Source organism: Paenibacillus sp. FSL W8-0194 (genome assembly GCF_037969745.1).
Taxonomy (GTDB): Bacteria; Bacillota; Bacilli; order Paenibacillales; family Paenibacillaceae; genus Paenibacillus_AQ; species Paenibacillus_AQ cookii.
Map to the genome: position 1 here is coordinate 2,334,504 of NZ_CP150205.1, position 19,459 is coordinate 2,353,962.

Genomic DNA, 19,459 nt, shown 5'->3' on the forward strand with positions numbered 1-19,459 from the left:
AATGGGCGGCGGTCATGCTGGCGGCTGCGCTGGGAACCGCCGCGTTTCCGTTCAACACGCCGAATGCCGAGGCTGCTTCTGTAAAACTGTCCGCGGAAGAGATACAACAAGCCATAAACGGGCTGGCCAAACTTCATGCCATGCAAGGTTATGAGGACGGCTCCATGGGGATTGAAAAGCCGATTACCCGGGCGGAGCTGGCAAAAATGGTCGTGGAGACGTTCGGGCTTCAAGGCAAAGCCGAATCGCCGGCAAGCTTCGCGGATGCAAGCCCCGGCCCCTGGTTTTATGATTACGCCGCCGAACTTGTCGGACAAAACATCATGCAAGCGAAAGACGGCCGTTTTGATCCGCGGGGCGCGGTAACGGGCGACGAATTGGTGCAAATCGTATCCAAAGCGCTGAATCGCGATTTGGTTACCGTGACCTCCTGGGCGGAACGCTTCTATGCAAAGGGAAGCCATGCCACGCGCGGTCAGGCGGCTTATCTGCTGAATCTGGCGCATGAAGCCAGTCTTTCGCCGAACGCGAAGCTCACGAAAGGTCAGGAAATGGCTAACATTCTTAGCAGCACCCATTGGCAGGGGACGAGGGTATACGACAAAAACCATAACGACCTGACGAAAGAAAATGCAAACTTTATCGGTCTGGCGAAATACGATGCGAAGTCCGGAAGATATGAATTTTTCGATGCCAAAACAGGCGCAAGCCGCGGCGATCAAGGCACCTTTTTTGTGACGAACGACGGGAAAAAGAGAATATTGATTTCGGAATCCATGAACTACCAGGCCGTCGTAGACATCACGGAGCTGAACCAGGACATCTTCACGTATAAAAGATGGGGCAAAGACGCGCAGGGCAACGATGTGGAGGTATACGTCGAGCATATCCCTTACCAAGGGAAAAAGCTTGAATTTACAAGCCCTGACAAAGTGTTGAATTCGACTACCGGCGATATCGTCAAAGACGTTGACGGGGATCGCATTTTAGGCGGCACGCTTTGGAACGGAACGAAGGTATGGGACGAAAACGGCAACGATGTCACCGCGTTTAATTCCAATTTTATAAGCCTGGCGAAATTCGACGACAAAACGAATCAATATGAGTTCTTCAACCTGAAAACAGGCGCAAGCCGCGGCGATTACGGCTACTTCGACATTGCGCATGAAAATAAAATCAGAGCCCATGTTTCCATCGGTACCAATAAGTACGGCGCCGTTCTGGAGCTAACGGAGCTGAACCCCGATAAATTTACGTATAAAAGAACGGGCAAAGACAAAGACGGCAAAGACATCGCCGTATTCGTCGAACATGAGCCGTATCAAGGCAGCTTGAATCCGAAATTCACGTTCTAAGGAATTGAATCTAGGGGCGTGAAGCCAAAAGGAGCTGTCCCGTACGGCAAGTGTGGATTGTAGACAGCCCGATCCGGTTGAAATAAGCGGAAATGAAAAAAGGCGGCATCAGGGAAGGGTCCCTGGGCCGTCTTTTTAAGTACGCTCGCCCAGCCTAGGCGTGATTTACTCAGCCGGTTGCGGCTCGACCGCGACCGGGCAAAAGCCGGGATTTGCCAAGCACATCAACTCTGCGAACTGCGGCTGAAGTTTGGCTAGTTCCGTGAAATAGCTGCTGATGACGTGGTTTCCGCCGATCGATCCGTTTTGGAATGTTAAAGGCGAAGAAGCGGGAACATGGCTGTAATAATATTTTTTCTCCCGCTTAGGCAGTTTGTAGACGGGCGGCGGGGCGTGGGTGACGACGTCAAACAGGTTGCAGGCCCGCCAGCTGTTGCGAACGTACTTCGGGAATACTTTTGCGAACGCCGGATCGCCGACCCGAGGAGACCCGTAAGTAAACAGGATCGGGGAGGCGAAGCAGGTGTTGGCCGCCACGTCGATTGCGCACAACGTCGCAAGCGCCGCGCCCAGGCTGTGACCGGTAATGTACAGCGTTTTGTCCGGCGACATGCCGGAGAGCGCGGAGATCACCCGGCTGCGTGCCGAGGCGTAAATGCTTGTAAACCCGCGGTGCGTGAGGCAGGGTTCCTTTACGTATTTGAAGTTTTTTTGCGAAGCGATGATGTCCGAAATCCAATTGCCCGCCGAACTGGTTCCGCGGAAAGCGATGATGATTTCCTTCGGAGCATCAAGGATGAAGCCAAAACGTTCCCACACCCCTGTAATGGATTTGGCCTCGATCACGTCCGTGACCGAATAGTTCGCCGGAACGACAAACAAGCCGTCCGGGTTGTTAAATTGCGCATACGTCTGTCCGCATACCGCCGCGAGAAAAATAGCCCGCTTTTCCTGATCCGGTTTTACGCTCAACACACCGATCCCGCCTTTCCCTTCCATACTATTAGGAAAGAGGGGGAGAGGTGCCTATGGCACGAGGATCAGCGTCCGCGAGATCAGCCGGCGTTTTTGCCGCAGCATCATTGTAAGTTCGGTTTGTGATACCCCGCGGACATATTAAGCATGCGGAACGGCCATTGCATCATTGAAGGCATTTCCTTGCATGGCGGGATGATTGCGTCTAAAATTTTAGACATTCAAAGTTTGACTGTCTAAGAAAGCAAACAAATGCCATCGTTTACAATTGAAGCCGTTTCAGTTTGTTGTACAACGTTGCCCTCGATATGCCAAGCTGCTTCGCGACCGCAAGCTTATTGCCGCCGGCTGCCTCGAGCAGCTGCTGCAGCAGGTTTCGTTCGTAATCATCGAGCCTTGCCTGGTATAGGGAGCCGTTGATTTCCTCCCCGGTTACAAGCGAATCGGGTCCCGGGTCGGCATTCGTATCCCCCGCATAAATGTTGGCCGGCAAATATTCGCGTTTCACCTCGCCGTCCGTCGAGAAAATGACGAGCCGTTCAATCGTGTTTCGAAGCTCGCGGATATTGCCCGGCCAATCGTATTGCAGCAAATCTTCGAGCACGTCCGGCGGGATGGTATGGATATGGCGGCCGTACACGATGGAAAATTCGTGCAAAAACGACTGCGTCAGCTCATAAATATCCTCCTTGCGTCGGCGCAGGGGAGGGATATCCAGGGAGACGACGTTCAGCCTGTAAAACAGATCCTCGCGGAAGGAGCCTTCGGCGATCATCTGTTTTAAATCGCGGTTCGTTGCCGCGACGATCCGGCAATCGGCATGCTTCAGTTTCGTGCCGCCTACCGCAAAATAATTTTTTTCCTGAAGCACCCTCAGCATTTTGACCTGCATATCAAGCGGCATTTCCCCGATTTCATCGAGAAACAGCGTGCCGCCGCTAGCCAGTTCGATTTTTCCTTTTTTTCCTTTCGGGTCGGCCCCCGAAAACGCGCCCTTTTCATATCCGAACAGCTCGCTTTCGAACAATGCGGCCGGGATGGCCCCGCAATTAATGGCGATGAACGGGGCGTTCGCCGCTTCGCGGCAGCGATGGATCGCCTGGGCGAACAATTCCTTCCCCGTGCCGCTTTCCCCCTGGATCAGAACCGTCGCTTTGGTCGTGCTGATCTTCCGGATCGCGTCGATGCTTTTTTTGATCGCCGAGCTGGTTCCTTTGATAGGCTGGAACGGATCGCTGGAAGGGTTCAGCAACGCGACTTCCTTTTGAAGGTGATGGACTTTGCTTGTCATATGCAGCAATTCCTGGTGAAGTTTCATCTGCGTGGTCAGGTCGGATTCGGCGGCGACCGCTCCGACGATCCGGCCATCCAGCATCACGGGGGCCGAGTTAATGAGAACGAACATGTCCGGCCTGGGCCGATGCAGTTTTTTCTGGACCGATTCGCCGGTTTCCAGCGTTTTCAGCGATTGCAGCCGATCGACGGGAAAAAAATCCGAAGCGGGTTTGCCGATGATTTCGTTTTTTTGTATGGAAAAAATATGCTCCGCGCCGGTTGTCCAGCCGGCCACGCGGCCTTCATCGTCAATGAGCGTGATGGCGACGTCCGGGTTAAGCGCTTCCAAGGTGGTCGAAAAATAAGCCTCCAGATGCCGATGGGCTTCGACGACAGCCTCGATGACATCGCTGGCGGCGACATAACCCGCCGGTTCGCCGTCCTGCAGCACGATCGCCAACGAACAGGAACAAAAAGCGGAAGAAATATTCAAGAATGATTCCTCTGCTTGAATCGTACTTACATCAATGATGCGAAGCCGTCCGTCCGCTTCCTTCGACGGGGCCAACAAGCCGTATGGACCGGATGGCTGCTTCACGAAAATCGGGAAATCCTCCGCGCCTGAGCGGCCCTTCTGATACAGCTCCAGGTCGGCCGGCCCGATGATACGGAATGTCGTACGGATTAAACGTTCCAGACTGGGCAATACGTGTTTCATTTTGCTGCCCCCTATGCAGGTGATGTTCTATCGTTAGGGCCATTATACCCAGCCTGTTTTTCGGTGTAAATCATCTTTCCGTTTCACTTAAACATGTTTTTAAGCACCATCCACAAATTCGCCGGTTTTTCCGCCAGCCGTCTGGTGTAGTAGGGATACCACATGGTTCCGTACGGCATGTAGCAGCGGATGCGGTAGCCTTCCTTGGCCAACCGTTCCTGCTCGCTCATCCGGAGGCCGTAAAGCATTTGGAATTCAAAGGCATCCTTCGGGATGCCGTTCGCGCGGGCATAATCCTTGACCCATGAAATGATGCGGTCGTCATGCGAGGCAATGGCGGTGTAAATGCCTCTGTCCAAATGCATGCGGATGATTTTTTTGTAGTTGTCGATTACTTCGCTCATTTGCTGGAAAGCGACCGTTCCCGGTTCTTTGTAGGCGCCTTTGACCAAGCGGAGATTGACGCCCGCCTCGATGAGCCGTTGGACGTCGTTTTCGGTACGGTGCAAATACGCTTGGATGACGGTGCCGACGTTGGTCAGCCCTTCCTTGTGGAGGCGCAAAACGATATCGATCGTCGCTTGGGTGAAAGGCGAGTCCTCCATATCGATCCTGACGAAATTTCCGTGTTTTTGGGCTCGGCTGACGACCGCCCGTATATTGCCGTAGCATGCTTCCGGATCCAGCGCCAGCCCCATTTGGGTCGGTTTCAAGGAGACGTTGGAGTTCACTTTCCTTTCGGCGATGCCGTCAACCAGCCTGAGATATTCCTCTTTGTAGCCGGCAGCTTCCGATAAAGCCTGGATGCCCTCGCCCAAATGGTCCAGCGTCACCATGATCCCTTTGCGGTTCAAAACTTCGATTTCGTCCAACGCTTCGCTCAGCGTATCTCCCGCGATGAATTTGCTCGCCAATTTCCTTCCATATTTAAGGGACAGCTTCTCGACCAGCTTGTTGCCGGCGATCGAAAGCAGCACCTTTCGGTATAGTTCGGTAGCGTCCATGGATCTTTCCCCTTTCGAATATATCGCTAAACGTTCTTTAACGATGATCCAAGCAAAAGGCATGCCAAAAAAAGCGGTTAATGCAGGCCGCTCTTCCTGTTTTTGCTTGGTTGCCGTTCGCAACGCACCGGGAGGATGGTTTGGCACGGATTTTGCTTGCATACCGTTATAGAAGCAGGATGAACTATCGAAACCGAAAAGAAAGGATGGTAACGATTTATGAGATCCGAATTCAAAAACGAGGTTTTTGTCAATTTCCAAGAAAAAAGCAACAACGAGGCATACGATGCCGCGCTGAAAAAGGCGGAAGCGGAACTGGGGAAGGCGTATCCCGTCATCATCGGCGGCGAAAAAATCATGACCGACCGCAAAATCGCTTCGATCAATCCGGCCAATAAGAAGCAGATCATCGGCAGCGTCTCGCAAGCCGACATTCCGCTCGCGGAGAAGGCGATTCAAACGGCGGCGGCGACGTTCGAAACTTGGAAGCGTACCGATCCGAACGAACGCGCGCGGTATTTGTTCCGGGCCGCCGCGATCTTGCGCCGGCGCCGCCACGAGTTTTCCGCCTTGATGACCTTGGAGGCCGGTAAAACAAGGGTGGAAGCCGACGTCGAAACGGCCGAAGCAATCGATTTCCTTGAATTTTACGGACGGGAAATGCAGCGTCTCAGCTTGCCGCAGCCGTTGACGGTCAGTGAAGAGGAAGAAAACGAGCTTTATTACCTGCCCCTCGGCGTCGGCGTCGTCATTCCTCCGTGGAACTTCCCGCTTGCGATTATGGCCGGCATGACCACGGCCGCGCTGGTCGCCGGCAACACGGTCGTTCTCAAGCCGGCCAGCACGACGCCGGTCATCGCGGCGAAATTCGTAGCTTTGCTCGAAGAAGTGGGCTTGCCGCCGGGGGTCGTCAATTATTTGCCGGGACCGGGCGGGGAGGTCGGCGATTACCTCGTGGATCATCCGCTTACCCGGTTCATCAGCTTCACGGGCTCGCGGGATGTCGGACTGCGAATCAACGAACGGGCTGCCAAAACGCAGCCGGGGCAAAAATGGATCAAACGCGTCGTTGCCGAAATGGGCGGAAAAGATGCCATCATCGTCGACAAAGAAGCCGACCTTGAGCTTGCAGCCGATGCGATCACCGCTTCCGCCTTCGGTTTCTCCGGGCAAAAATGCTCGGCCTGCTCGCGCGTCATTGTTCATGAGGATGTGTACGACATCGTCCTGGACAAAGTCGTCGAGCGCGCAAGCAAGCTGATCATGGCCAACCCGGCCGAAGCGTCCGCGAACCTCGGGCCGGTGATCGACGAGAAGGCGTATGCCAAAATACAGGAATACATCGAAATCGGCAAACAGGAAGGGCGCCTGGTGTTAGGCGGCGGCACGGGATCTCCCGACGGATTTTTTATCGAGCCGACCATTTTTGCGGACGTGGATCCGGAGGCACGCATTTCGCAGGAGGAAATTTTCGGTCCCGTCGTTGCGTTCACGAAAGCCAAATCGTTCGACGAAGCGCTGGAGTTCGCGAACAATACCGTGTACGGATTGACCGGAGCCGTCATTTCGCGTAACGGGGCCCATTTGGAAAAAGCGAGACGCGAGTTTTTCGTGGGCAACCTCTACTTTAACCGCAAATGTACGGGAGCGCTCGTCGGTACGCATCCTTTCGGCGGGTTCAACATGTCGGGAACCGATTCGAAAGCCGGGGGCAGGGATTATTTGCTGCTGTTTACGCAAGCGAAGCTGGTTTCCGATCGATTCTAAAATTTTAGACAGTGGCAGCGGTAGCCTTTTTGCATAAGGTTAAGTAGAATCAATTTCATAGTACCGTTATTGAGTATTGTAAAAAGCACCTTCATTCTTGGGGTAGAACGACCTGCGCGGAAGGGGGGAGGACGTTGTTAGGCTACCAACTGGCGCAAGACCAACGCTTGAAGCTGGCGGTCACTCCTGAACTGAAGCAATCCATCCATATTTTATCGTTGTCCACCGATGAGCTGCTGCAATATTTGCAGGAACAGGCGACGGAAAATCCGGTGCTGGAGTTTGAGTTTTCCCGAAGTCGGGAGGCGTTCGGAAAAAGGACCGGAACCGGAAAAGGCGGGGCGATGACGCCCGATCCGCTTTGGTGCGCCGCCGCCAAAGAGGATACGATGGAAGAAAAACTGCTGAGCCAGCTTCGGCTGCTTTCGCTCCCTTCCGACGTGTTTAAAGCGGCTGCCTATTTGGCCGGCAATTTGAACGAAAACGGGTATTTGAACGTTCCGCTAACCGAAATCGCCGGGAACTTAAAGGTTGCTGAAACGGTGGTCGAGATGGCGCTGGAAAAGCTGCAATCCTTGGAACCGGCGGGTATCGGCTGCAGGGATCTGCGGGAATGTCTGATCCTCCAGATCGTCCGCGATCCGCAATCCGTGCCGTATGCCTTCGAGATCGCCGACGGGTATTTGTCCGATGCAGCCGGCGGCAATCTCGGCCGGATTGCTTCGGCACTTCGGATTCCGAAGGAGCAGGCGGTCCGCGCGCTGCAATACATTCGGACGTTGAATCCGCGTCCGGGGCTGGATTTGGCGGCTTTCGAGCCGCAGTATGTCGTCCCGGACATGATCGTCGAACGTTATGCGGACTCCTTTTCGGTCACGCTGCATGCGATGAGTCGTCCCAAACTTTCCATAAGCGAAGAATACCGGAAATGGGCGGAACCCCGCTCATCGGCCGCGGCTTTTTCCTACGTAAAAGACTGCTTCAGGTCGGCCGAATGGCTCATGCGATGCGTGGAGATGCGGAAGACGACCTTGCTGAAAGTGGCATATGCCATGATGGAGGAACAGAAGGCATTCCTCGACGAAGGGATCAAAGGCATCCGGCCGATGACGTTAAGCACGATTTCAGGCAAGCTGGATATGCACGAGTCGACGGTGAGCCGCGCGATTCGCGGAAAGTATGCGCTTACGCCGCACGGCGTGTTTCCGCTGAAGTATTTTTTTGCCGCCGGGGTTGCGACTTCAAACGGGGGATCGGCTTCATCCAGGATGGTGAAAGCAAGGATCAAGGAACTCATCGCTTCTGAAGATAAACATCGACCGTTATCCGACCAGAACATCGCCGACGCGCTTTTTTCGGAAGGAATCCGGCTATCGCGCAGAGCGGTCACCAAATACCGGGAAGAATTAAACATTGCATCCTCGCCGGGCCGGAAAAACAAAATCTAAAAAATAGGCCGTTCCCGAAAACGCGGCTTCCGGGAGCGGCCTATTTTTGTCCCGCATGAAAAATGCCGCTCAAACGAGCGGCAATGATGCGCCGGATGGTCTTTCGAAGGATTCAATTTCATTGTCAGGGGGTGCTTGGCGTTACCGGCAGGAAGCTCTCCGTTCGGCATGGCTCTGGATCGCCGCCGCAAAGGCCTCCACGCCTTTATCCATCATGGTCAGCGATTCCAACAGGTTATAAGCGACGACGGGCGGGATGGCGCCGGGATCGAGCATGCCGGCCTCGGCGGCAAGGCCGAGGCTGTGATCAAACCCGATCGCCTGAAAAGCGATTTGGCCCAAGGCTTCGCTGGCGGCAACCTCTTTGCCGCTGATCCATTCGGGAGAATCGGCAAGGTTCTGCAGCGAGGCTGCGAGCCGGATGTCGCTGCACAGGTTGGACAGATTCAGCGCCAAGTGCCTTACGGCCGACGAAAGCCGGGTAAACGCTTCGTTGTTTCGCTCCGCCGCCCCGTTACCGTCTCCGATCGATTCGCCGATTTGGGCGGTATTGCGCAAATGGGATAACGTTTTGGAAGCGATGGCCTCATCCTCCATGCCGGCATTCGTCGTCGTCAAACTTGCGGCAAGCCGGGCGTTTGCGGCCGCTATGCGTTCCATACCCGACTCCAGCTGCCACGCGCCTTCATCCAGTCGGCGGCTGAACCACGCCGGCGTTCCCGGCTGTTCCTGATGGCCTTCAGGCATTGGCCGGCTGCCGATCTCCGTTTTTTTGGCGACCAGGGCGCCGATCAATTGGTCGACGGAGCGGATCAACCGCTCAGCTAACCGGTGGGAGGCAACCCGAAGGGCTATCGCGATGACGCCGTTTGCCGACTGCCCCCGGTTCACGTGCCGGACGGGATCAAGAATGGAATAACTGCCTTTGTCCTCCAGCATCAGTTCAAGAGCCCGGTTGGCTATAATCTCGTTGACGTTCATATTCAGCGATTCGCCCGTCGGGTCCTGAAGCCAATCGACGACGATATCCCGCGCATGTTGTCCTGCGATGACTTCTTCCGCCGCCTTGACGATGAGACCGCTGATCCGCGCCGGCAGCGTCCCCGATTCCAGATGCGCAAGTGCCGCGGCTTTTTTTACGCATGCCAGCGCCTTCATGAGTTCCCCATGGATCGGCATGCCCGCACCGTGCGGAACCTTTTCCGAGGCCCGGAGCGTACGAATTCCGTAATAAGCATGGGAGGGCAGCGCCCGCGCCCCCAACCCGTCTTGTTCGATTCTGATCATATGTTTCGCTTCCCCTTTCGCTTTGGACATCCACTCGCGTTTTACTTTGTCATCCTCTTACGCAAGCAAATTTCGTTCCAACAACGGGACGCATGCGAAAAAGAACTCCCCCCTCGAATAAAAACGACTCAAACGTTGTCTCTCGTCAGGCATTGCTGCGTATCGGTCGCCCCCGATTTTCATCTGATCGAAACGGAAGTGGAGCCGATCGGCGTCGGCATGGCTGGAGCGGATGAATTTGATCCTTATAAGGATTAAGGGGTGACCCCCCTTCGATTTCCGGAAACATAAAACAATGATTTCCTGCAGATAATGAATCGGTAACGATAACGATCAAAGGAGATCATATACAATGGGCATTCTAGACGGAAATCCAAAAGACGAGCCGATGCATTACGGCGAAGTATTTAGTGTATGGGAAGCTTCCAAGACGGCCAAAGGAACGGTATCCTGCTATCAGGCTTATCTGAACCACGCCGGCGACAAGGAATTGAAAAAAATCCTCGACGACTTGATCGACCAAGCCAAACTTGAAATCAAGGAATGCGACGCGCTGTTGACGGATAACGGCATTGCCCCCGCGCCGGTGCTCCCGGAAAGGCCCGATGCCAAGCTGGAGGACATTCCGATCGGCGCCAGATTCATGGACCAGGAAATCGCCGCCAAAATCGCGGTGGAAACCGCTGCCGGCCTGGTCGCCTGCAGCTCGATCATCGGCCAGTGCATCCGCGAGGACATCGGCGCATTGTTTGCGAAATACCATGCGACCAAAATGGCCCTTGGCCTCCGCATTCTTCGGCTCAGCAAGGAAAAAGGCTGGCTGATTCCGCCTCCGCTGCAAATCAAAAGACCTGTAGAGGAATAGCAGCATCATGACAAAAAGCCCTTGCCGGTATTTTGATGGCAAGGGCTTTGATGTATAAAGGTCGTGCATTTATTGAATGGCAGACGGGTCGTACGCCATGTTGCGCAATACGGAACGTTTGGGACCGCCGTTTATTTGATCGTGATTTTGAACGAATGGTCGCCGGAGCTGTAGTCCATGCCCGCTCCAAGTCCTTTGACGATCACTTGCACCGGCACGTATGTAATCCCGTGAATGATTTTGGGAGCCGCGCTGGCCGTTTCGGATTTGCCGTTGTAAAATACGGTGCTGCTTCCGATCGTTAGCGTGACTTTGGATTTGCCTTTGGCAACCCCGATCGTCCCGCTGCTTGGATCGTAATTCATGCTGGCTCCCAATGCGGTAACGAGATCCCGGAGAGGCACCAGATTGGTATTTTCAATGATCAAAGGCGCACTCGTAAAATTGATTTTGTTTCCATTGACGTATACCTTAAGCCCGGACTCTTTATAGGAAGGCGTTGGTTTTGCCGGTTTGGGCTTGGATGTTTGCGCACTGGAACGTTTCGGGGCCGAAGAAGAGCTGCCCGAAGACTTTTTGGAACCCGAAGAGGAGCCTCCTCCGTTATGGTAATGGTATTGGCCATATTCCAGGCCCCATCGGGAGCAATTGGTCCAGCAGGTATGGCCGCCTTGGGCATCGGTTCTGCCAGGGTGTGCAGATGCAAGAGTGCCGGAAAGCAAAAATAGTAATGCAAAAGAACTAGTTAACCATCTTTTTTTCATAGTATGAACTCCTTTCTGGTATAATATTCCTATCTATGATAGCATATATAAGCATAATAGGGAATATTTTGATAGATTTTGAAGCTAAGCCAAGTTTGGAAAGAGACAAAGTTTCCGGCTTTTTTGCGGTGGGCCCGAAGGCTTATGAACTACTTTCAGCGTGATCACAAAGGGGAGTCGTTTATATGGAGAACATCATCGTACGGAAAATGACGAAAGAGGATTGCAGGCAACGAATCGACATCGATGATCGGTTTACGGTGGACTCGATTTTTTGCTTCTGTCGCTGCGGGACAATCAGATTGAATATGCGGTTAAGCCCGTGCCAAGCTACGAAAAAAGCTATGAAGACGAACCATTTAAAGATATGGCGGAACCCGAGTGCTCGATGGAAATCGATCATCCGGATCAGGCCGTTTTTTTGGCGTTCATGGAAAACCAACCGGCCGGGCAGATTGTCATCAAACGCAATTGGAACGAATACGCATACATTGAGGACATTAAAGTGGACCGAAAGTTCAGGCGGAATGGGGTCGGAACGAAATTGGTGGAACAAGCCAAACGTTGGGCGAAAGCCAACGGAATGCCCGGTCTCATGTTGGAAACGCAAAACAATAACGTCCGCGCATGCAAGTTTTACGAACGCTGCGGCTTCTTTATCGGCGGATTCGACTTGCAGGCATATAAAGGGATCAACAAGGATACCGATGAGGTTGCGATGTATTGGTATTATATATTTTAAAGGGAGGAGGGTACGCGGCAACGTTTAGCGGCTATCGAGTATGGGTTCAAGCGGGTGCTTCGTCCGGATGGGGTTCCGTTTAAACCAAGACGTACGCGTTCTCCCGCATAAAATAAAAGCCTGGGACCTCGGTCCCAGGCTTGATCATTCCAAAGCGGTATATATCAGTACGCTTGTTCCATTTCCACGTCGACATGCGCGGTGATCTCTTCATCCAGTTCCAGCGTAATCTGCTCGCGGTACGCGCGAATATTGTATTCGCTGTACAGATAACGCATGATGGCTTCGATCATGTTCGATTCCACCAAATATTGGCTGCGCCCCTCAGCCCAGACCTCTGCGCTGTAACCGGTGTCTTCGTCCCAGAAAAGCTCGACTTGAACGTCTTGCGGACGAATTTGTTTGCGTTCGGCGATATGGAGGCAGATCGCGTTGACGATTTCATCCATGGACAGTACCAGCATGGCTTAATACCGTCCGTTGCGCGTATCCGGTTTGCGCCGGTTCTTGAACGCTCTGACCGCTGCGACGACGAGGGCGATGATAACGTAGATCGCAAGCAGGTTGATGAGAAGTCCAAGGATGTTGCCGAAGAAGCCCATGTTGCCGAACAATCCGCCGAACAGCATGCCGGCCAGGCCGCCGATCATCAGGCCTTTAAAGAAGCCGCCGCCGCTGAAGAATCCGCGTTTCTGAGGAGCGCTTGTCGAAGCGTTGCTCGTATTCGTGGATTTTTTGTAATTGTCCGACGTCGTCGATTTTTTTGGCGTGTTGGTGAAACCCTTCGTACCGGATCTGAAGCCACCGCCGCCGCCGCGACGGGCATCCGCGTTGTCCGCCGGTACCGTGACGGCGAAGATAAACGTAAACGCCATGACAATCATGATCCATTTCTTGATCGATTTGTTCATCATGAAGTAATAACCCTCCCGAATATTTTGCTGGCATGTATAGGCTGCCTACTATGCTTTACGTGCTTAGTATCTTAAAGTTTCATTTTTTAATAAAAAAATATACAACAACTTAATTTTTTTGCTTCAATTCACCGTTTGGGCCGGCGCTTCTTTGGCCTGCTGCTCCCTTAGCATGCCCAGAACCCATTCGCACCAATCTTTTCCCGCGGTCGCGTTGAATATGCCTTTTTGGATGAGAATGTAGTCATAAAACTCGCGATGGCCGAAAACGCGCTTTTCCTCCGGGATGCTTTCCATCATTTTATGGAACGATTCGAGCCTGCGCGTAAAATACACTCTTCTCGTCTCCACGATATCGATCGCGTTGTCGCGGTCGGTCAGCCACATGCAGAACGTTTTCATCGAAAGCTCATCCCGCGTGACCGGGTCGGGAAGAGGCATGTACATCCATTCCTTCAGTTTGCGAATCCCGCTATCTGTGATCGAGTAGATTTTCTTATCGGGCTTTTCCGACTGTTTGACCCAATGCGAAGTGAGGAATTCCTTTTCCTCCATTTGCGCCAGAAGAGGATAAATTTGACTGTGCTTGGCCTGCCAGAACGGCTGAATTTTCAGCATAACGTCATAGCCCGAGGAAGGTTCCCGCGCCAAAAAAGCCAATAATCCGTAGGATAACGTATTCATTTGCAATGTCTCCCATACGTGATATGTTCTTTCAACCCAAAGTGTACACTTAAACTGTATGGTTTTCAACCTGAGCAAACAAAAACACGGATACAGGTATCCGTGTTTTGACAATTTTATGAATGATACGTTATTTTGCCGATTTTTGCTCGTAGCCGTCGACGACCAGATCAAGCGCGCCGGTGTTCGGATCGATGATCATGCCGTGTACGGGCACGCCGGCCGGCAGGAGAGGGTGGTTTTTGATCAGGTCGACGGTTCCCGTCACGCCTGCTTTAATGTCCTTGAATCCGCGCAGCCAGCTGTTCAGATCGATGCCGGAATGTTCGAGCGTCGACAGCACTTCCTCCGAAATGCCGCGGTTTCTGATTTCCTGAATCATATGATCGCCGTCCAGCGCCGCCATGCCGCAATCCAGGTGGCCGACAACGATCACTTCGTCCGCTTTCAGCTCGTACAGGGCGACGAGAATGCTCCGCATGACGCTGCCGAACGGATGGGAAACGATCCCGCCGGCGATTTTGATGATTTTGACGTCACCGTTTTTCAGGTTCATCGCTTTCGGAAGCAGTTCGACGAGACGGGTGTCCATGCAGGTGATGACGACCATTTTTTTGTCGGGAAACTTGCCCGTCAAATATTTTTCGTATTCTTTGTCTTCAACGAATTGACGGTTATACTGCAAAATTTCGGATACTTGGCTCATGGTGCAACACTACCTTTCGTTAAAAAATATGATTCTACCGTTGATCCAGCAAGCGGATATTTTTGCCGTACAGCTGGCTGTCCCGAGTAAAGAGGCGGAAGGAAGGGAACGTTTCTTCGGAATCGAGATACAGGTTCTCTTCGAAGTATACCGCATGGTCCCGGTTGATGACAAAATGGAAATGCTCGCTATGTATCGGCAAATCGTCTTTGTCCCGCGCGGGCACGATCCATCATGCCGGAATGCCGTTCACTCCGCAGCCGCCTCCTCCCCGTGGTTTCGGCAATCCTTCTACGAACATTTCGTATTAAATATTGATTATACTTTCCGCAAAAAGTATCATCAAGAGGGAAGGTAAAAATACGTGGCGAGGTGAAACATAAAATGGAAACAGACTTGAAAGCGAAATTGGAAGCATTTATGGAACTTGTCCGCAAAATTAGCGCATATAACGAAGCGATCTCGCTGATGCATTGGGACCTGCGCACAGGCGCGCCGCGCAAAAGCGTGGAGCTTCGTTCCGGCGTCATCGGCACCTTGTCCGCAGAGCAGTTCAAGCTGCGCGTCTCGGACGAAATGGGAGAGTACATAGCCTTTTTTACAAGGCCGGAAGTCGACAGCCAGCTGGATGAAACGACCCGCCGCGTCGTAAAGGAATGCAAAAAGGACTACGACGAAAACAGACGGATTCCCGCGAAAAAAATCGAAGAATTCTCCGTGCTGTCCGCGCATACGCAAACGATTTGGGAAGAAGCCAAAGCCAACGACGACTTTGCTTCGTTCGAGCCGAACCTGGCCAAAATCGTCGATTTGCTGAAAGAGTTCATCGGATACTGGGGCGTGAAGGGAACGACGTACGACACGCTCCTCGATAAATACGAGCCGGATCTGACCGTAGCTAAGCTCGACGAAGTGTTCGGCCGGCTGCGCGACCGTCTGGTGCCGCTCGTTGCGGCCATTCAAGCATCTCCGAACAAGCCGGACACGACGTTCCTGGACCAAATTTTCGAACGGGAGCAGCAGGAAAAAATGGGGCTGTTCATCCTGGAGCAGATGGGTTACGACTTCGATGCCGGACGCCTCGACGAAAGCGTGCATCCGTTTGCCATCGGACTGAACTCCGGCGACGTGCGGATCACGACCCATTATTTGCAGGACGACGTGACCAGCGCGCTGTTCAGCTCCCTGCATGAAGGCGGACATGCCTTATACGAGCAAAACATCAGCAAGGATTTGGCGGGCACGCCGCTTGCGACCGGGACGTCGATGGGCATCCACGAATCCCAGTCCCGCCTGTGGGAAAACATCATCGGCCGCAGCCGCCCGTTCTGGGAGCGTTATTACCCGGACCTTCAAAAACATTTCCCACAGCAGCTCCAGGACGTCTCGCTCGACGACTTCTACAGAGCGGTGAACCGCGTGGAAAATTCCCTGATCCGGATCGAATCGGACGAGCTGACGTACAACCTGCATATCATTATCCGTTACGAAATCGAGAAAATGATTTTTAACGAAGGTTTGGAAGTGAAGGACCTGCCGAAGGTATGGAACGAAAAATACCGGGAGTACCTCGGCATCACGCCTCCGAACGACAGCCTTGGCGTCCTGCAGGACGTCCACTGGTCGGGCGGGGATTTCGGATATTTTGCGTCCTACTCCCTCGGCAACATGTACGCGGCCCAAATCATGAACACGATGAAAAAAGAGCTGCCGGAGCTGGATCGATACATCCGCGAAGGCAACCTGATTCCGATCAAGGAATGGCTGACCGAAAAAATCTACCGCTTCGGCAAAAGCCTTACGCCGGCCGAGATTATCATGCACGTAACCGGCGAAGAACTGAATCCGGATTATCTGGCCGACTATCTGGAAGAGAAGTATAAAGAAATCTACAAGCTTTAAGCGAAAAAACAGCGACCAAAACCCCTTGAGCCTTATTCGCGCATGCGTCAAGCCGCGGATCAAAGCTCGGGGGTTTTTTTGTGCATTCTGGGGCTGGCGAGGAAACATCCTGGCGTTGTTTCGTTTGCAGGGGCAGCCATTCATTGTTTCCTGGCATTCGAAGGAATAACCCTTTGCTGGGCGCCTGCATATGATGGCAGTAGGCTAATGAAGAGGATGGAGGAAGGCGTATGACGAAAGGCAAACGCGGAATCTGGATCGGACTTTTCTCCCTAGTCCTGTGCGGAATGGTATTTTCGGGCTGCTCAGGCAGCGACGCCGCCCAAAAGGTAAAGGTAGGGGAAGTCACGAGATCGGTTTTCTATGCCCCTGAATATGTGGCGCTGGAAAAAGGATTTTTTAAGGAAGAAGGGCTTGATGTCGAACTGCAGACGATTCCGGGCGGCGACAAAACGATGACGGCGTTGTTGTCAGGTGCCATCGACGTCGCCTTGGTGGGCTCGGAAACTTCGATTTACGTGTATCAGCAGGGATCGGAGGATCCGGTCATCAATTTCGGCCAAGTGACGCAGACGGACGGCACGTTTTTGATGGCGAGGAAGGCGGAAGGGGAGCTTGATTGGAACAACGTCAAGGGGAGCACGTTCCTCGGCCAACGAAAAGGCGGCATGCCGCAGATGGCGGGCGAGTTCGCGCTGAGGAAGCATGGCATCGACCCTCGTCAGGATTTGAATCTGATCCAAAACATCGATTTTGCCAACATCGCTTCGGCGTATCTGTCCGGAACCGGAGACTACGTGCAGCTGTTCGAGCCGCAGGCATCGATTTTCGAAAAAGAAGGCAAAGGACGCGTCGTGGCTTCCTTCGGGGAAGAAAGCGGCAGACTTCCTTATACGGTGTTTATGGCGAAGCAGAGCTACATCAAAAAACACGGCGACACGGTGCAAAAATTCACGAACGCGCTGCAAAAAGCGCAAAACTGGGTGCAGCAGCACAGCCCGGAAGAAATCGCCGATGCGATTGCTCCTTATTTTAAGGACACGGACAAAGGCATCATCGCTTCGGCCGTCAAACGCTACAAAGATCAAGGAACGTACGCGGCGGACCCCGTCGTGGACGAGGAGGAATGGAACAACCTGCTGGAAGTCATGAGCCAGGCGGGAGAACTGAAGGAGAAGGTGCCGGCAAACGCAATCGTCGACAACAGCTTTGCCGAAAAAGCCAAATCTTCCGTCAAATAGCATTCCGAACGCCGAAAGGAGAATGGAAGCATGGAGCCGGTAGTCGAATTAAAGCATATCACACACGTATACGTCAGTGACCGCGAAGCCTCGCTGGCCCTGGACGGTTTGGATTTGCAGGTATATCCGGGGGAGTTCGTGAGCCTTGTCGGACCCAGCGGGTGCGGCAAGACGACGCTGCTCTCGATCATCGCCGGGCTGATGAAGCCCACGAAAGGCGAAGCATTCGTGTACGGACGGAAAGTGGATGGACCTACGGCCGAGGTTGGATATATGCTGCAGCAGGATTATCTCTTCCCGTGGCGTACCATTTTCGAAAATGCCTCGATCGGTTTGGAGCTTACGGGACGGCTCGATCAGGAGCATCTGGCGCGCACCGGCGCTTTGCTTGAAGAAATGGGCCTTTCGGAAGCCCGCAATCTTTATCCGCAGCAGTTGTCGGGGGGCATGAGGCAGCGCGTCGCGCTCGTGCGCACCTTGACGACCGATCCCGGCATCCTGCTGCTGGATGAGCCGTTTTCCGCGCTCGATTACCAGACGAAGCTGCAGCTCGAAGACCTGATCGCAGGGACGCTTCGCGAAAAAAACAAAACGGCGGTACTGGTGACGCATGATTTGTCCGAGGCCGCCGCGGTCAGCGACAGGGTCGTCGTGCTCGGAAGCCGTCCGGGCAAAATCCGCAAATCGTTCGAAGTGCCGGAACATATTCGCAGCGCAAGACCGCTGCTTGCAAGGGAACAAACGGGTTTTAACGAATTGTTTCATGACATTTGGCGCGAAATGGAGAGCGCCGGAGATAAGGAGTGAGGGGAATGTCAGCTGTGGACGGCCGCATCGGCGCAAGAGCGCCCGCTCTTTCGGAAGACGGCATACAGGCGCTGCATGCAGCGCATCTCAAACGCCAAAAAAGACAGCGGCTGCAGGTGTTTTCGGTTCAGATAGCGATTCTGCTGTTGTTTTTTGCGTTGTGGGAAATCGCCGGCAGGCTGAAATGGATCGACGTGCTGCTGTTCAGTTACCCGTCGAAAGTATTCGCCCAGATCGGCAAGGACGCCGCGAGCGGCGAGCTGTGGGGACACCTCGGCATCACGGTCGGCGAAACGGTGGTCGGATTCGTGCTTGGGACGCTGCTTGGCACGCTCATTGCGGTGCTGATCTGGTGGTCCCCGTTTTTGTCCAAGGTGCTTGACCCGTACATGGTCGTTTTCAACAGCATGCCGAAGGTCGCCTTGGGCCCGATTTTTATCGTCATGTTCGGGGCGGGTTTTTTGTCCATTACGGTGACGACGCTGTCGATTACCGTGATCGTGACGACCTTGGTCGTATATAACAGCTTCTGCGAAGTCGATGCGAATCTGATCAAGGTGGTGCGCGTTTTCGGAGGCACAAGGACGCAGGTGTTCCAAAAAGTGATTTTGCCCGCATCCTTTCCTACGATTATATCCACGCTGAAAGTCAACGTGGGCATGGCTTGGGTCGGCGTCATCGTCGGCGAGTTCCTGGTGGCGAAAATGGGGCTCGGTTACTTGATCATTTACGGCTTTCAGGTGTTCAATTTTACGCTTGTGCTGTCCAGCCTGGTGATCATTGCCGTCGTTGCGACGGGCATGTACCAGCTTGTGGTTTACGTCGAACGCAAGCTGCTGACGCACCGATGACAGCCTGGGATCGCTGACTTTATCGAAGAGTTTGACTTTGCCGAAAGAGCTGACAGGCCTGCGTAACATTGTGTTGACCGCCGAAATCCGATACCATGGAATACGTCAAAAGAGGAGAGGATTGTTCAAATCCTTATGCAAAAGAAAGAGGCGG

The 19,459-nt window shown here is 53.4% G+C and carries 18 protein-coding genes and 2 pseudogenes; 10 read left to right on the forward strand and 10 right to left on the reverse strand.

Annotated elements, in window-relative coordinates; genetic code table 11:
• Positions 1-14: 14 nt before the first annotated feature.
• Together MKY58_RS10410 and MKY58_RS10415 are read left to right on the forward strand one after the other, a co-directional pair.
• A pseudogene (locus tag MKY58_RS10410) lies at positions 15-365 on the forward strand (S-layer homology domain-containing protein); the annotation flags it as partial.
• 57 nt (positions 366-422) lie between these two features.
• The gene (locus MKY58_RS10415) at positions 423-1,355 is read left to right on the forward strand and encodes a DUF4822 domain-containing protein (protein WP_339325113.1); all 933 of its coding nucleotides are present in this window, start codon (positions 423-425) and stop codon (positions 1,353-1,355) included.
• Positions 1,356-1,520: 165 nt separating this feature from the next.
• Here MKY58_RS10415 and MKY58_RS10420 read toward each other — a convergent pair whose 3' ends face one another.
• The 3 genes from MKY58_RS10420 to MKY58_RS10430 all read right to left on the reverse strand — a co-directional run bounded on the left by MKY58_RS10420 (position 1,521) and on the right by MKY58_RS10430 (position 5,327).
• Positions 1,521-2,327, reverse strand: a complete 807-nt coding sequence (locus MKY58_RS10420) for a lipase family protein (RefSeq protein WP_339324464.1) — start codon at positions 2,325-2,327, stop codon at positions 1,521-1,523.
• A gap of 265 nt (positions 2,328-2,592) precedes the next feature.
• Positions 2,593-4,323: a sigma 54-interacting transcriptional regulator gene (locus MKY58_RS10425; RefSeq protein WP_339324465.1), complete on the reverse strand. Its 1,731-nt coding sequence runs from the start codon at positions 4,321-4,323 to the stop codon at positions 2,593-2,595.
• An 83-nt stretch (positions 4,324-4,406) separates the two neighbouring features.
• Positions 4,407-5,327: a proline dehydrogenase family protein gene (locus MKY58_RS10430; protein WP_339324466.1), complete on the reverse strand. Its 921-nt coding sequence runs from the start codon at positions 5,325-5,327 to the stop codon at positions 4,407-4,409.
• A 219-nt stretch (positions 5,328-5,546) separates the two neighbouring features.
• Between MKY58_RS10430 and pruA the strand changes: the two genes are divergently transcribed.
• A complete protein-coding gene (gene pruA, locus MKY58_RS10435; protein ID WP_339324467.1) occupies positions 5,547-7,094 on the forward strand; it encodes an L-glutamate gamma-semialdehyde dehydrogenase in 1,548 nt (515 codons plus the stop codon).
• 134 nt (positions 7,095-7,228) lie between these two features.
• Entirely contained in the window at positions 7,229-8,542 is a 1,314-nt protein-coding gene (gene rpoN / locus MKY58_RS10440; RefSeq protein ID WP_339324468.1) for an RNA polymerase factor sigma-54, read from the forward strand.
• A gap of 141 nt (positions 8,543-8,683) precedes the next feature.
• Here rpoN and MKY58_RS10445 read toward each other — a convergent pair whose 3' ends face one another.
• The gene (locus tag MKY58_RS10445) at positions 8,684-9,829 is read right to left on the reverse strand and encodes a lyase family protein (protein ID WP_339324469.1); all 1,146 of its coding nucleotides are present in this window, start codon (positions 9,827-9,829) and stop codon (positions 8,684-8,686) included.
• 352 nt (positions 9,830-10,181) lie between these two features.
• Here MKY58_RS10445 and MKY58_RS10450 point away from each other — a divergent pair, with 352 nt between their 5' ends.
• A complete protein-coding gene (locus MKY58_RS10450; RefSeq protein ID WP_339324470.1) occupies positions 10,182-10,694 on the forward strand; it encodes a DUF3231 family protein in 513 nt (170 codons plus the stop codon).
• A gap of 131 nt (positions 10,695-10,825) precedes the next feature.
• On the opposite strand, the gene MKY58_RS10455 is transcribed toward MKY58_RS10450, so the two are convergent.
• Positions 10,826-11,458: a copper amine oxidase N-terminal domain-containing protein gene (locus MKY58_RS10455; RefSeq protein WP_339324471.1), complete on the reverse strand. Its 633-nt coding sequence runs from the start codon at positions 11,456-11,458 to the stop codon at positions 10,826-10,828.
• Between the two features lie 185 nt (positions 11,459-11,643).
• Here MKY58_RS10455 and MKY58_RS10460 point away from each other — a divergent pair.
• Positions 11,644-12,200, forward strand: a pseudogene (locus MKY58_RS10460) (GNAT family N-acetyltransferase).
• A gap of 164 nt (positions 12,201-12,364) precedes the next feature.
• Here the strand turns inward: MKY58_RS10460 and MKY58_RS10465 are convergent.
• The 5 genes from MKY58_RS10465 to MKY58_RS10485 form a co-directional block, all read right to left on the reverse strand.
• A complete protein-coding gene (locus tag MKY58_RS10465) occupies positions 12,365-12,661 on the reverse strand; it encodes a YxcD family protein (RefSeq protein ID WP_339325114.1) in 297 nt (98 codons plus the stop codon).
• Positions 12,662-12,667: 6 nt separating this feature from the next.
• Positions 12,668-13,114 carry a hypothetical protein gene (locus MKY58_RS10470; protein ID WP_339324472.1) on the reverse strand — a complete coding sequence of 149 codons (447 nt, stop codon included), beginning with the start codon at positions 13,112-13,114 and terminating at the stop codon, positions 12,668-12,670.
• Positions 13,115-13,237: 123 nt separating this feature from the next.
• Entirely contained in the window at positions 13,238-13,798 is a 561-nt protein-coding gene (locus MKY58_RS10475; RefSeq protein WP_212948431.1) for a PadR family transcriptional regulator, read from the reverse strand.
• 130 nt (positions 13,799-13,928) lie between these two features.
• Complete coding sequence (locus tag MKY58_RS10480; protein WP_339324473.1) at positions 13,929-14,504, reverse strand: carbonic anhydrase; 576 nt, start codon at positions 14,502-14,504, stop codon at positions 13,929-13,931.
• 34 nt (positions 14,505-14,538) lie between these two features.
• A complete protein-coding gene (locus MKY58_RS10485; protein WP_339324474.1) occupies positions 14,539-14,730 on the reverse strand; it encodes a hypothetical protein in 192 nt (63 codons plus the stop codon).
• Positions 14,731-14,888: 158 nt separating this feature from the next.
• Between MKY58_RS10485 and MKY58_RS10490 the strand changes: the two genes are divergently transcribed.
• The 4 genes from MKY58_RS10490 to MKY58_RS10505 all read left to right on the forward strand — a co-directional run bounded on the left by MKY58_RS10490 (position 14,889) and on the right by MKY58_RS10505 (position 19,305).
• Positions 14,889-16,406, forward strand: a complete 1,518-nt coding sequence (locus tag MKY58_RS10490) for a carboxypeptidase M32 (protein ID WP_212948436.1) — start codon at positions 14,889-14,891, stop codon at positions 16,404-16,406.
• 230 nt (positions 16,407-16,636) lie between these two features.
• Complete coding sequence (locus MKY58_RS10495; RefSeq protein ID WP_339324475.1) at positions 16,637-17,647, forward strand: ABC transporter substrate-binding protein; 1,011 nt, start codon at positions 16,637-16,639, stop codon at positions 17,645-17,647.
• 30 nt (positions 17,648-17,677) lie between these two features.
• The gene (locus tag MKY58_RS10500; protein ID WP_339324476.1) at positions 17,678-18,454 is read left to right on the forward strand and encodes an ABC transporter ATP-binding protein; all 777 of its coding nucleotides are present in this window, start codon (positions 17,678-17,680) and stop codon (positions 18,452-18,454) included.
• Between the two features lie 5 nt (positions 18,455-18,459).
• Positions 18,460-19,305 carry an ABC transporter permease gene (locus MKY58_RS10505; RefSeq protein WP_339324477.1) on the forward strand — a complete coding sequence of 282 codons (846 nt, stop codon included), beginning with the start codon at positions 18,460-18,462 and terminating at the stop codon, positions 19,303-19,305.
• The last annotated feature ends 154 nt before the right edge of the window (positions 19,306-19,459 follow it).